This window comes from Bacteroides sp. B1-V-101 (assembly GCF_023656585.1).
Lineage (GTDB): Bacteria > Bacteroidota > Bacteroidia > Bacteroidales > Bacteroidaceae > Bacteroides > Bacteroides thetaiotaomicron.
Genome location: NZ_JAMOKH010000011.1, coordinates 39570 through 51826 on the forward strand (window position 1 = coordinate 39570; position 12257 = coordinate 51826).

13 protein-coding genes are annotated in these 12257 nt (G+C 40.4%); 8 read left to right on the plus strand and 5 right to left on the minus strand.

The genetic code is table 11. The features are described 5' to 3' along the window. The first annotated feature begins 12 nt into the window (after nucleotides 1–12). From NBH01_RS10470 to NBH01_RS10490, 5 genes are all read left to right on the plus strand, one after another. Nucleotides 13–828: a DUF1573 domain-containing protein gene (locus NBH01_RS10470; protein ID WP_234141519.1), complete on the plus strand. Its 816-nt coding sequence runs from the start codon at nucleotides 13–15 to the stop codon at nucleotides 826–828. A 21-nt stretch (nucleotides 829–849) separates the two neighbouring features. Further along, nucleotides 850–1326, plus strand: coding sequence for a lipocalin-like domain-containing protein (locus NBH01_RS10475; protein ID WP_234141518.1), 477 nt, complete (start codon nucleotides 850–852; stop codon nucleotides 1324–1326). Nucleotides 1327–1515: 189 nt separating this feature from the next. Beyond that, complete coding sequence (locus NBH01_RS10480; RefSeq protein WP_055217339.1) at nucleotides 1516–1944, plus strand: Fur family transcriptional regulator; 429 nt, start codon at nucleotides 1516–1518, stop codon at nucleotides 1942–1944. A gap of 22 nt (nucleotides 1945–1966) precedes the next feature. Further along, a complete protein-coding gene (locus NBH01_RS10485; RefSeq protein WP_008760531.1) occupies nucleotides 1967–2527 on the plus strand; it encodes an NADH peroxidase in 561 nt (186 codons plus the stop codon). Between the two features lie 97 nt (nucleotides 2528–2624). Beyond that, nucleotides 2625–3260 carry a SagB/ThcOx family dehydrogenase gene (locus NBH01_RS10490; protein ID WP_225693934.1) on the plus strand — a complete coding sequence of 212 codons (636 nt, stop codon included), beginning with the start codon at nucleotides 2625–2627 and terminating at the stop codon, nucleotides 3258–3260. Nucleotides 3261–3371: 111 nt separating this feature from the next. Here NBH01_RS10490 and NBH01_RS10495 read toward each other — a convergent pair whose 3' ends face one another. Then, nucleotides 3372–3836: a thioredoxin family protein gene (locus NBH01_RS10495; protein WP_225693935.1), complete on the minus strand. Its 465-nt coding sequence runs from the start codon at nucleotides 3834–3836 to the stop codon at nucleotides 3372–3374. A gap of 14 nt (nucleotides 3837–3850) precedes the next feature. Continuing rightward, nucleotides 3851–4150 (minus strand): thioredoxin, encoded by a 300-nt coding sequence (trxA, locus tag NBH01_RS10500; protein WP_055217342.1) that lies wholly within the window; start codon nucleotides 4148–4150, stop codon nucleotides 3851–3853. 195 nt (nucleotides 4151–4345) lie between these two features. On the opposite strand from trxA, the gene NBH01_RS10505 reads away from it, so the two are divergent. Both NBH01_RS10505 and NBH01_RS10510 read left to right on the plus strand, forming a co-directional pair. Continuing rightward, nucleotides 4346–5473, plus strand: a complete 1128-nt coding sequence (locus NBH01_RS10505; RefSeq protein WP_008766215.1) for a glycosyltransferase family protein — start codon at nucleotides 4346–4348, stop codon at nucleotides 5471–5473. Further along, entirely contained in the window at nucleotides 5470–5652 is a 183-nt protein-coding gene (locus NBH01_RS10510) for a type II toxin-antitoxin system HicB family antitoxin (protein WP_008760535.1), read from the plus strand. The genes NBH01_RS10505 and NBH01_RS10510 overlap by 4 nt, the downstream gene beginning before the upstream one ends. Nucleotides 5653–5741: 89 nt before the next feature. Here NBH01_RS10510 and NBH01_RS10515 read toward each other — a convergent pair whose 3' ends face one another. From NBH01_RS10515 to NBH01_RS10525, 3 genes are read right to left on the minus strand one after another with little or no spacing between them, the layout of a single operon-like run. Further along, entirely contained in the window at nucleotides 5742–7898 is a 2157-nt protein-coding gene (locus NBH01_RS10515) for a S46 family peptidase (protein WP_008766213.1), read from the minus strand. Further along, nucleotides 7899–10058 (minus strand): S46 family peptidase, encoded by a 2160-nt coding sequence (locus NBH01_RS10520; protein WP_250700085.1) that lies wholly within the window; start codon nucleotides 10056–10058, stop codon nucleotides 7899–7901. Nucleotides 10059–10089: 31 nt separating this feature from the next. Continuing rightward, nucleotides 10090–11334 (minus strand): anaerobic sulfatase-maturation protein, encoded by a 1245-nt coding sequence (locus NBH01_RS10525; protein ID WP_008766211.1) that lies wholly within the window; start codon nucleotides 11332–11334, stop codon nucleotides 10090–10092. A 157-nt stretch (nucleotides 11335–11491) separates the two neighbouring features. On the opposite strand from NBH01_RS10525, the gene NBH01_RS10530 reads away from it, so the two are divergent. Beyond that, the gene (locus NBH01_RS10530) at nucleotides 11492–12226 is read left to right on the plus strand and encodes a DUF4369 domain-containing protein (protein WP_008766210.1); all 735 of its coding nucleotides are present in this window, start codon (nucleotides 11492–11494) and stop codon (nucleotides 12224–12226) included. Nucleotides 12227–12257 lie beyond the last annotated feature (31 nt).

A 12257-nucleotide genomic window follows, 5' to 3' on the forward strand; every position in this document is an offset into this window, starting at 1 on the left:
TTTTAATATTCAATGAAACCAGTTACTTGGATACGATTCTTTTTATTATGTGTAGTCATCGGACAATTCCGGGCGGTTGAAGCCCGGAATGTCCATTTCACTCCACAGGAAAAAACAGATACGCTGATAAATCCGCCGTTGATAAAAGGGGCGGAACATATTCTGCGTTTTGACGAGACTGTGCTGAATATCGGGACATTGACCGAAGATGATGCTCCAAAAATGTATCGTTTCACGTGTACTAATGTAAGTGGCAAAGCCATAAATCTTACCCGTGTAAGAACTACTTGTGGATGTGCGGTAGCAGATGTACGTACAGGGGAGATGTCTCCCAGTGAAACGAGAGTTGTAGTATTGACTTATCATCCGAAGAATCATCCTGGAACAATAGATACGAATGCTTTTGTTTATCTGTCTTCTTCGGACAAAATGCCCGTGGCACGCCTTACATTAATTGGTAATGTGTTGCCGGGAACGGATGAATGGGGACGTTATCCATATAAGATGGGTAAATTGAGACTGAAACAAAACCGGATAGAATTTCGGGAAGTAAATGCGGGAAAGCGTCCTTCCGAACGAATCCTGTGTGGTAACAGCGGAAAACAATCATTGCGTTTGTCGGCTGCTGTTATTCCTGAGTTTGCAACTTTTCGTACCGAGCCGGAAGTAATCAGTCCGGGTAGTGAAGCCGACATTGTGATCACAATAGACGCCTCACTGATTCCTGTGGAAAAAGGTCGTTCATTTACTTCTCCTATTATTATAGAAGGAGTGGAAGGGCAACCATCAGACCGGACATTGAATATAAAAGTAAACTGTATTAAGTAACAATAAAAATAAAAAGAAGACATGAAGAATATTCTCAAATTAATGGCTTTATTCGCCTTCGTGCTTTGTTTCGCATCCTGTGACGACGATGAAAAGGTAGAGATTCCTGCCTTGCCGGTCACTGCTGCTAATTTGAACGGAACGTGGCAACTTTCTGAATGGAACGGACAAGCTCTGGCAGAAGGTACATATTGCTATATAACTTTTAATCGTAGAGAACTGACTTTTGAAATGTATCAGAAGTTTGACAGTATGTATGCACGTTATATTACTGGTTCTTTTAGTATAGAAAACGATCCATATCTGGGATATGTTATTAGCGGTGAATATGATTTTGGTAATGGTGACTGGAACAGTGACTATATCGTAACGGATTTGCTAGAATCCGGCTCTATGATTTGGACTGCAAAAGATGATGATAGTGACGTGAATAAATATGTCCGTTGCGAAAAAGTACCTGAATCAATAATCGAAGAGGCTAAAACCAACAAGAATTAAGGCAAAATAAAGGTATATCAATGTCTAAAGGTCATCTTTCATAAGATGGCCTTTTTTGTATAGAAGAATTTAGTGATACATATCTGCAAAAAAAAATATTGATTTTATTTGGAAATGATATCGGGACTTTCTATATTTGCATCAGATTTATAATTGTAATGAATACAACTTTGAAAAGAAGGGGAATTTATGAAACCATATGAACGATTGTTAGAACATAATATCAAGCCTTCCATGCAGCGTATAGCTATCATGGAATATTTGATGAATCATCCTATTCATCCATCGGCTGATGATATTTATACAGCATTGTCTCCTTCAATGCCGACCCTTTCAAAAACTACGGTTTACAACACTTTGAAACTGTTTTCGGAACAAGGAGCTGCGTTGATGCTTACGATTGATGAGAAAAATACAAATTTTGATGCAGATACTTCTGTACACTCACATTTTCTTTGCAGGCGCTGTGGTCATATTTATGACTTGAAATGTCCGGAATCTGTGAAGACAGTTGAGAATCAGGAAATGGATGGGCATCAAGTGACGGAAGTTCATTATTATTATAAAGGTATATGCAAGAATTGCTTAAGAAAAGATAAAGAAACACGTATTGACTAATTAATTTAAAATTGAGAAGAAAATGAAAAAATTTAGATGTACTGTATGCGGTTACGTTTATGAAGGTGACGCAGCTCCTGAGAAATGTCCTTTGTGTAAAGCTCCTGCCAGCAAATTCGTAGAAGTTGTTGAAGTAGAAGGTGGTGCATTGTCTTTTGCTGACGAACACGTTATCGGTGTTGCAAAAGGTTGTGACGAAGAAATGATCAAGGATCTGAATAATCACTTTATGGGTGAATGTACTGAAGTAGGTATGTATTTGGCTATGAGCCGTCAGGCTGACCGTGAAGGTTATCCTGAAGTAGCTGAAGCTTTCAAACGCTATGCTTGGGAAGAAGCTGAACATGCTTCTAAATTTGCAGAATTGCTGGGTGACTGTGTTTGGGATACAAAAACTAACCTGCAAAAGCGTAAAGATGCTGAACAAGGTGCATGCGAAGACAAAAAACGTATCGCTACCCGTGCTAAAGCTTTGAATTTGGACGCTATTCACGATACTGTACACGAAATGTGCAAGGACGAAGCTCGTCATGGTAAAGGTTTTGAAGGACTTTACAACCGTTATTTCGGAGATAAGAAATAATAAAGCCTTATAAATAACTTTTAAAAGGTCTGTGTTCTATAGTGAATGCAGACCTTTTTTGTTTATATTTGCCCATCAACTTTTAAATACCACAATTATGAGAAAGGTACAACTATTGTTCATTTGTTTAATGCTTTCAGCGGCTGCTTTTGCTGCTGATAAGGTTGTTAAGTTACCAAAACCTAATTTGAATCGTACTGGTACGGTGATGAAGGCATTGTCTGAACGTCAGTCTACGCGCGAGTATGCTTCGAAAGCGTTAACTCTTGCTGATTTGTCGGACTTATTATGGGCGGCCAACGGAATCAATCGTTCGGATGCTGGAAAACGAACGGCTCCTTCCGCTTTGAATAAGCAGGATGTAGACGTATATGTGATATTGCCGGAAGGAAGTTACTTGTATGACGCAAAGAATCATCAGTTAAATCTGATTGCTGAGGGAGATTACCGTGGAGCAGTAGCAGGCGGTCAGGCTTTTGTAAAAACGGCTCCGGTATCTTTGGTGTTAATCAGTGATATTTCCCGTTTTGGTGATGCTCAGAAAACACAGAATCAATTAATGGGAGCCATGGATGCCGGTATTGTTTCACAGAATATTTCTGTCTTCTGTTCTGCTGCTAAACTGGCTACAGTGCCACGTGCTTCGATGGATGCCGCTCAGCTGAAGAAGGTCCTGAAACTGAAAGACAGTCAGATTCCTATGATGAATCATCCCGTGGGATACTTTAAATGATCTTTATTCTGCATATAAAAATGGTGACACTATCCACACCGGATAGTGTCACCATTTTTATATTATAATGTCATTATCCTGACCGGATAGTGTCACTATAATGGGGGCTCTTTATTTCAGCAGAAATTCATCGATAGCTTTCTTGTAAGTTGCTTTATCAGCCGCTCCACGGAAAAGTTGCGGGTCTCCTTTCATAGGAATGAATACAAACAATGGAATGCTTGTTGCGTTGAACAAGGCAGCAAGTTCTTTCTGCTTGTCTACATTGACTTTGTAGATTGTTATTTTCCCTGCATATTCCTTTGCCAATTCTTTCATGATTGGAGCTGTCTGGCGACAAGGCCCGCACCAGTCTGCATATAAGTCAATGATGGCGGGTTTGTCACCTTTGTATTTCCACTCTTTTGATTTCTCATAATCGAAGACGTCTTTCAGAAACATTTCTTTGTCCATTACGACGACTTCACCGTTACCTGTTATCTCTTTTTTACCTTGATTGGTATCCGGTTTGTCATTGAAGGCGTATACGATAACGCTTAGCATGACAAATGCTACCATTGCTAATACTTTCTTCATTCGCTGTTTTCTTTTTATGCGTAATTTTGTTCGATGATTCCTTTTAATTCACTGCTATGGATAACTCCGGAATGTCTCCATACGGCTTCTCCATTTTTGAATAAAATAAAAGTCGGCACCGCCTGTATGCGATATTTAGTAGCCAAATCTTCATGTTGGTCAACATCTATCTTCACAATACGGGCTTTATCTCCTACCATTGTTTTCAATTCTTCTAAAACCGGTTTCATCGCTTTGCATGGTCCACACCATTCTGCAAAGAAATCAACTAAAACGGGTACCGGTGACTGTATTAAATCTTCAAACTTTTCCATAATCTTTCCTTTCTTAAATTTAAATATCAGTCTTTGAAGACTGCAAATATAATTTCTATTTTACTAATATAACAGGAAAAAGCTGTTTTTGTTCATAAAATAGTAATTGTAGAGTCATCTTATTGTAATCTGGAAAAGGGAACTTTGCATAACGAAAAACAAATAAATAAGAAATAAACTAATAATGATAGCCTCATGAAATTTTTATTTATTGTACAAGGTGAGGGTAGGGGACACTTGACACAAGCTATTACCCTTGAAGAAATGTTGTTGCGTAATGGACATGAAGTAGTGGAAGTATTAGTCGGTGAGAGTTCATCACGTATCTTGCCCGGTTTTTTTAACCGGAATATACAAGCACCGGTCAAACGTTTTATCAGCCCTAATTTCTTGCCTGCGGCAGATAATAAACGGGCGAATCTAAAGAAAAGCTTTACTTACAATTTACTGCGTATTCCGGAATATTTTCGCAGTATGTGCTATATTAATCAGCGGATTAAGGAGACGGGGGCGGAAGTAGTGATCAACTTCTACGAGCTTCTGACGGGACTTACCTACGCACTCTTTCGTCCCTCCGTTCCATATGTCTGCGTCGGACACCAATACTTGTTTTTACATCAGAATTTTGAATTTCCGGATAAAAACTCTTTTGAATTGCGGATGCTGCGTTTCTTCACCAAGATGACAGCTGTTAGATCTTCGAAGAAACTTGCTTTATCTTTCAATGATATGGAACCGGACAGGGGACAACAAGTGGTGGTAGTTCCTCCTTTAATTCGGCAGGAAGTAACTGCTATTCAACCGGAAGAAGGAAATTATATTCATGGATATATGGTAAATTCCGGTTTTGCAGATAGTGTGGAGGAATTTCATACGATATATCCGGAAGTTCCTTTGAGGTTTTTCTGGGACAAAGCAGATGCAGAGGAGGTGACCCGGATTGACGAAACACTAAGTTTCTATCAGATAGATGATGTGAAGTTTCTTAATGGGATGGCCGGTTGTCGCGCTTATGCTACCACTGCCGGGTTCGAATCTATCTGTGAAGCAATGTATCTGGGAAAACCTGTATTGATGGTTCCGGCACATATTGAGCAGGATTGTAATGCCCATGATGCAATGAGGGCAGGAGCCGGAATTATCAGTGATTCTTTTGATTTGAAGCCTTTACTCCGTTTTGCCGGAACGTATTCTCCTAATCGTACTTTCGTTCGTTGGGTACGTAGCGGTGAACGACGTATTATTCTGGAACTGGAAAAACTGGCTGCATCACAATCAGCAATTACTTCAATACCAACATTTACTAATTATTTACCGATATGAAACTGAATAAAACAGATTATGTACTTGAGCGGGCGTCAGACGGCGGATATTATGCCTGGTTGACTGTGAATATGCAATGTAATGCTTACGGAGAGTCTCCTGAAGAAGCTGTGCTGAATTTGCAGGAAACAATGAATGAAATGATAGATGAGATGTATATGGTAGAAGAGTTTATTTAATGGATAATGGAAAATGGATAATGGATAATGGAGAATTGATGATGCCATTCTGCATAGAGATTTTCCATTATCCATTTTTCATTATCTATTTATTCAATACTCAGTTCATCAATAATGTGGGAGGCTCCTGCATATTTATCGATAATAAATAAGGTATAGCGGATATCTACACAGGCGGCACGTTGTGAGGAGGGGCGGAAAGCGATGTCTCCGGTCAGCCCTTCATAGTTGCGGTCGAAAGCTGTGCCCACTAGTTGTCCTTTGCTATTGAATACCGGACTGCCGGAGTTTCCTCCTGTATTATCAGTATTAACAATAAAGCAGACAGGCATTTCACCGTCTTTACCATAGCGTCCATAGTCTCTGGCTTTATATAGTTCCTTCAACTTCTGCGGAACTACAAATTCCCAGTTTCCTGGATCTTCCTTCTCCATAACTCCTTTGAGTGTAGTATGAGCGTCATAAACTACTCCGTCGGCAGGTTCGTAAGAAAGTACCTGTCCGTAAGTCAGTCGTAAGGTTGAATTGGCGTCCGGATAGATAGGCATTCCTTTTTCCTGTCTCATGTCCATCATTCCTTTTACCCATACCTTATGAGCAGCGTCGTAGTTCTGATTAGCCTCTTTCATGGCAATGGCAGTTTTCAATATTCCATCTGTGATGGAGTATTTGAAAAGTACCATCCAGTCATGACCTATCTTATATAAGCTTGGTTTTTTGATAAACTTTTCAAAGTTCTTGGGATTACCAAAAATCGAATATTCAAAACAAGCATCTACAAATGAATCTATATTTCCTTTGAAACGTGAGTTTATGATCTCGAAAATATTGATTCGTTGTTCCTCCGGAATGTAGCTGGCATAAGTTTGCAGCATGGTTTTGGCAACCATTCGCTCTACTTCCGGGAAGGGAACGGAGGCAAAGTATTTTTCACCGGCTTGTTTCAGATTTTCGGTAGCTGTTTTTATTTGTTCTTTGTTTTTTGACTTAAGGGCAGTGACCATTTCTGTTGTAGAAGGGAGGCGCATAAAGTCAAGTGCTGTGACAAGTGCTTCGTTAAGGGCTTGCTGGTGATAGAGTGCATCCCGTCGATGAGCAACGATAGAACGTATTTCATCAAATGCCTTCTGATAAGAATCATCACCTTTTTCGCGGCCACGGGCCAAGAGTTCTTCTTGTTGTTTACGCTTGGTATCCAGTACTTTGAGACGTACTAATCCTTCGTTCATACCAATTGCATTTTTCCAGTAATTGGCTGAAGATGCATACTTACTTGCATAATGGATTCGTACGGCAGGATCTTTCAGCATCTGCTCCATCAGAACTTTCTGACGGGCACCGCGTACATGTTGACGCATAAAGTTGGTAGTCTGCATACGCTCTTCCACTTCATCGGAAATCATATATCGCCAGTTACGTCCCGGGAATCCCATAACAAAGGTGAAGTCACCTTCCTGTACTCCGGCAATGCTGATTTTCAAATGTTTTTTGACCTGCAAAGGAACATTGTCTCTAGAATATGCGGCAGGTTTGCCGTTTTTATCAGCATAGATGCGGAAGAGGGAAAAATCTCCGGTATGGCGGGGCCACATCCAGTTGTCTGTGTCGGCTCCGAATTTACCAATAGAAGAGGGGGGAGCACCTACCATGCGAATATCGCTGTATACGGTCTTTACAAACATATAATATTTATTTCCTCCGTAAAAAGCTTTAAGTTCAAGTTTGGTTGCAGGGGTGACTTCTATATTTTCATCTTTAGCGAAGCGTTCTGCCACTTTGCTCAGGTAACTTGGCGACAAATAATTAGTACCATTCGGATCTTCATCTTTTTTCAACTGATCGTTTACGTAACTGGTTACATCAAGGATACGGTCGATAAAAGTGACGGTCAATCCCGGTGTGGGAAGTTCTGCATCACGGTTCATGGCCCAGAATCCTTCTGTCAGGTAATCATGCTCTACATTACTATGTTGTTGGATAGCTCCGTAACCACAATGATGATTGGTGAGTACCAGTCCTTCAGAAGAAATGACTTCTCCGGTACATCCGCCACCGAAGTGTACAACAGCATCTTTCAGAGAGATGCTATTGGCATTATATACCTCTTCAACAGGAATCTCCAGACCGAGTTCCCGCATGGCAACTGCATTTTGTGCTTTCAGGTCAGTTAGCATCCACATACCTTCATCGGCGTGGATGCTAAGAGTTGCCAGTGAAAAAATAGCAAATATAATTTGTTTTCTCATTTATTCTACGATAGTCATTTCATTAATCAGATGGCCGCAGTTTCCTAATTTCTCAAGGATAAACAGGACGTAGCGGATATCAAGGTTGATACAACGTTGCAAGTTGTTATCAAAGTTAATATCACCACTCAGAGATTCCCAGTTACCATCGAATGCACAGCCGATCAATTCTCCGTTTTCGTTCAATACTGGACTACCGGAGTTACCACCGGTAATGTCATTGGTTGACAGGAAGCAGACAGGCATATCACCGTTAGGTAATGCATAACGACCGTAGTCTTTCTTTTCTATAAGTTCTTTCAACTTGGCCGGTACCACAAATTCGCGGTCTTCCGGATTTTCTTTTTCAAGAATACCTTTTGTTGTTGTGTAATAGTTATAGTGTACACCATCTTTCGGATCATATGGTTTTACGTTACCATAGGTCAGGCGAATGGTGAAGTTTGCGTCCGGATATGAAGGAACAGGCAATTTCATTTCACCTAAACCGCGGATGTAAGTTTTGTGGAGCAGATCAAGTTCTTTGTCTAGCTCTTTTAGCTGATCAAGGAGATTGTCGTATTGATCGTATTTGGATTGGGCATATTGCAAAGCCAGATCCTCATCAATAGCTTTTACTGTCGGCTTTTTGAGGAATTTATCAAAGTTAGCCTGATTGGCAAAAATAGACTTATCGTACATATCGTCTACGAACTTGTTGTAATCTCCTTTATATTTTTGCTCGATCACTTTATAGATAGCAGGGCGTTGGTTTGCCGGAATCATTTCTGCATAGAGAGGAAGCAGTGCTTTAGCTACTTTGCGGTCTACTTCATGATCATAGTCTTTGTTATGGATGCTTTTGAAGTTTTCTTTCAGACCTTCCAGACGAACTTTGATCAGAGAGTCGTTTTTATCAACCAAAGCTTCCCGTGTTTTAGTTAACATTGAGTTACCAAATTCGATAGCTCCGAAGAAAACTTCAGTCAGGCAAGTCAGTTGATAATTGAGAGGAGCTGTTTGTGCTACCAGATCATCGATCTTTTTCACAACATTGGCATATTCGGTATTGTTTTGTGCCTTTGCATATTCAGCAAATTTAGCTTCCTGTTCTGCTTTAGTGCCCAATACGTCATTGTCAATGATCGCTTTGTTCATTCCGATCGAGTTTTTCCAGTAGTTACTGGAGCCTGCATATTTGTTTGCATACTGAATACGGATTTTATCGCTGGCGTTCATCACTTCTTTCAAAACAGCCAGGCGTGCACCACGAATGCGGATACGCGGTTCATTGGTTGACTCCATGCGTTCTTTTACTTCTGACACAGTCAGATAACGGCTGGTTCTTCCGGGGAATCCCATGATCATTGCATAGTCTCCTTCTTTTAAACCTTTGATGGAGATTGACAGATGTTTCTTCGTTTTCAGCGGAGTATTGCTTGCGCTGTATTCAGCCGGCTCTCCGTTGGCATCTGCATAGATACGGAACATGGAGAAGTCACCGGTATGACGGGGCCACATCCAGTTGTCTGTTTCGCCACCGAATTTACCTACTGAAGAAGGAGGAGCGGCAACCATACGTACATCCGGATATATTTTCTTGTAGAACAGGTAGAATTTGTTTCCTGCGTAGAAAGGAAGGGCTTGCGGTACAATTCCTTTCTTATCTTTCAGGTCACTTTTTTCATAGAGTTCTTTAGCCAGTCCTTCAAGGAAAGCACCGGTGAATGACTGGGATTCTGTAATCTCTTTGGCGGCGATTTTAGCATTCACAATATCTGTTATATCTTCGATACGTTCGATGAAGGTGAACTTTAGTCCCGGAGTAGGAAGTTCCTGATCTCTGGATGTAGCCCAAAAGCCATCTGTCAGATAATCGTGTTCTACACTACTGTGTTGCTGGATAGAAGAATAACCGCAGTGATGGTTAGTCAGGATCAAGCCTTCCGGTGAAATGATTTCTCCTGTACATCCTCCTCCGAATATACCGACTGCATCTTTCAAAGAGACACCATTGGGATTATATAAATCCTGGGCTTCCAGTTTTAATCCTTGTTTCTTCATCATATCTATGGAATGTTGCTGTTGCATTAGTTGCAATAACCACATACCTTCGTCCGCTTTTACGGTACATACCAGCAGCGCTGTCAGCGCTAATAAATAAAGTCTTAGTCTGTTCATTACTTTATGATAACAATTATAAATTATGATGTTAATATTCTATTTTTAAACTTCCGTCTTTTAGTGCTTTCATGATGTTGGCAGGAGCCTGTTGATTCATTAATTCTTTTTTCATGAAATCCATATAGGGAGCTACATGCTGAAAGTATTGGTAATATCCTTTGCACAGATAGTTCAGACCGGGTTCGCCGTCCGCTGTCCGACTGAAGCGGTTCTTTGGACATTCTCCGTTGCAGGCAAATAGAAAGTCGCACTCCTTGCATTGGGTTGGGAGTGATTGGTATTTCATTGTTCCGAAGTTATGCTGTCGTTCACTATGCATCATTTCCACCAAAGTCTGGCTATAGATATTTCCCAATTTATATTCCGGGAATACGAAGTGGTCACAAGAGTATACGTCTCCGTTGAATTCCATAACGCCGGCATGTCCGCAATGCTTCGCCATTGTACATACGCCCGGTTGCTCGCCCATCCAGTTAGCCAATGTGGAATCGAATATCTGTATGAAGAATTTGCCCACATCTTCTTTTACCCATTCATCAAAAATTGTACAGAGAAAGTTACCCCATTGTTCCGGACTTACGGAAAAATCAGCCAATGCCCCTTCTTTACCTTCTGCCAGAGAGGCAAGATGACGACCGTCCTGATGTGAAACAATGCGTTCAACAATCGGAGCGAACTGAATATAATGGCAATCTATTTCTTTGAAGAAATTATAAAAGTCTAATGGATATTCGGCATTGAAATCGTTCACAACAGCCATAGCGTTCCATTCTACTCCATGTTTTTTCAGGAGATTGATCCCTTGCATCACTTTGACGAAAGAAGGTTTGCCCATCTTATTTTTGCGATATTCGTCATGAAACTCTTGCGGGCCATCAATGGAAACCCCTACCAGCCAGTTGTTTTCACGGAAGAACTCGCACCATTCGTCTGTAAGCAAGGTTCCATTCGTCTGGATACAATTGTCAATCGTACGTCCGCGGGCGTATTTCTTTTGCAGCTCCATCGCCTTTTTATAAAAAGAAAGCGGACGCATCAGCGTTTCTCCACCGTGCCAGGTAAAAAGCACTTGAGGCATGGTTTGAGAGTTGATATACTCGTCGATAAACTTTTCCAGTAGCTCATCGCTCATTACATGTTTCGGGTTTTCTTTGTATAGATTCGCCTTTTCCAAATAATAGCAGTATTCGCATGCGAGGTTGCATACGGCTCCCACGGGCTTTACCATGACATAAAGCGGTTTGGCAAAAGGTGCATAAGTTGTTGCTTTCATGACTGCAAATTTAGATAAACTAAATGAAAAAAATGATCTCCCACCTCTGTTTATAAGGATTATTAAAGAAAAGAGTCTTACAAGTTTTAAATATTGATAAAATGTTTCTTTTAAGTCCGAATCAGTTGTACCTTTGTACCCAGAATTTAATGAAACAATGAACGTGAATAAGATTTTGCCTTTTGTGCTTTTGCTTCCCTTTCTAGCTTCGTGTACTCATAAGTATAAGATAGAAGGAACATCTTCAGTAAATGGTCTGGATGGAAAAATGTTATATCTGAAGACTTTGAGGGATGGAGAATGGACAAAACTGGACTCGGCTGAAGTAGTGCATGGATCATTTTCAATGAAAGGGAAAATCGATTCTGTACAAATGACAACACTTTATATGGATGACGAAAGTGTCATGCCGGTTGTGTTGGAAAGTGGCAAGATCGTTATTACCATTAGCAATACCGACCTTAAAGCGGTTGGAACTCCTTTGAACACAGCATTGTATGACTTTATTGCAAAGAAGAATGCAATGGAAGAAAGCATCGGTGAACTGGAAAGAAAAGAAACCCGTATGGTGATGGATGGCGCTGATCTGGAAGAAGTTCATGAACAGTTACTTGCAGAAGGAGATTCACTGATGAAAGCGATGAATCAATATGTCAAGACTTTCATCTCGGATAATTATGAAAATGTATTAGGACCTAATGTATTTATAATGCTTTGCAGCTCTTTGCCATATCCTATTATGACTCCACAAATAGATGATATAATAAAGGATGCTCCCTATTCTTTTAAGAGTAATAAGATGGTGCGAGAGTTCTTGACGAAGGCCAAAGAGAACATGCAATTGATAGAAGAGCATCAACGGATGCAACAAAATGTAGGTTCGAAGAAATAAATCTTGAGTTTTTTGCGTATTTTTGCATAAA

Bases quoted from the DNA above. Each gene is read 5' to 3' on its own strand.
- NBH01_RS10470 (WP_234141519.1), top strand. From the start codon at position 13: ATGAAACCAGTTACTTGGATACGATTCTTTTTATTATGTGTAGTCATC.
- NBH01_RS10475 (WP_234141518.1), top strand. From the start codon at position 850: ATGAAGAATATTCTCAAATTAATGGCTTTATTCGCCTTCGTGCTTTGT.
- NBH01_RS10480 (WP_055217339.1), top strand. From the start codon at position 1,516: ATGAAACCATATGAACGATTGTTAGAACATAATATCAAGCCTTCCATG.
- NBH01_RS10485 (WP_008760531.1), top strand. From the start codon at position 1,967: ATGAAAAAATTTAGATGTACTGTATGCGGTTACGTTTATGAAGGTGAC.
- NBH01_RS10490 (WP_225693934.1), top strand. From the start codon at position 2,625: ATGAGAAAGGTACAACTATTGTTCATTTGTTTAATGCTTTCAGCGGCT.
- NBH01_RS10495 (WP_225693935.1), bottom strand. From the start codon at position 3,836: ATGAAGAAAGTATTAGCAATGGTAGCATTTGTCATGCTAAGCGTTATC.
- trxA (WP_055217342.1), bottom strand. From the start codon at position 4,150: ATGGAAAAGTTTGAAGATTTAATACAGTCACCGGTACCCGTTTTAGTT.
- NBH01_RS10505 (WP_008766215.1), top strand. From the start codon at position 4,346: ATGAAATTTTTATTTATTGTACAAGGTGAGGGTAGGGGACACTTGACA.
- NBH01_RS10510 (WP_008760535.1), top strand. From the start codon at position 5,470: ATGAAACTGAATAAAACAGATTATGTACTTGAGCGGGCGTCAGACGGC.
- NBH01_RS10515 (WP_008766213.1), bottom strand. From the start codon at position 7,898: ATGAGAAAACAAATTATATTTGCTATTTTTTCACTGGCAACTCTTAGC.
- NBH01_RS10520 (WP_250700085.1), bottom strand. From the start codon at position 10,058: ATGAACAGACTAAGACTTTATTTATTAGCGCTGACAGCGCTGCTGGTA.
- NBH01_RS10525 (WP_008766211.1), bottom strand. From the start codon at position 11,334: ATGAAAGCAACAACTTATGCACCTTTTGCCAAACCGCTTTATGTCATG.
- NBH01_RS10530 (WP_008766210.1), top strand. From the start codon at position 11,492: ATGAACGTGAATAAGATTTTGCCTTTTGTGCTTTTGCTTCCCTTTCTA.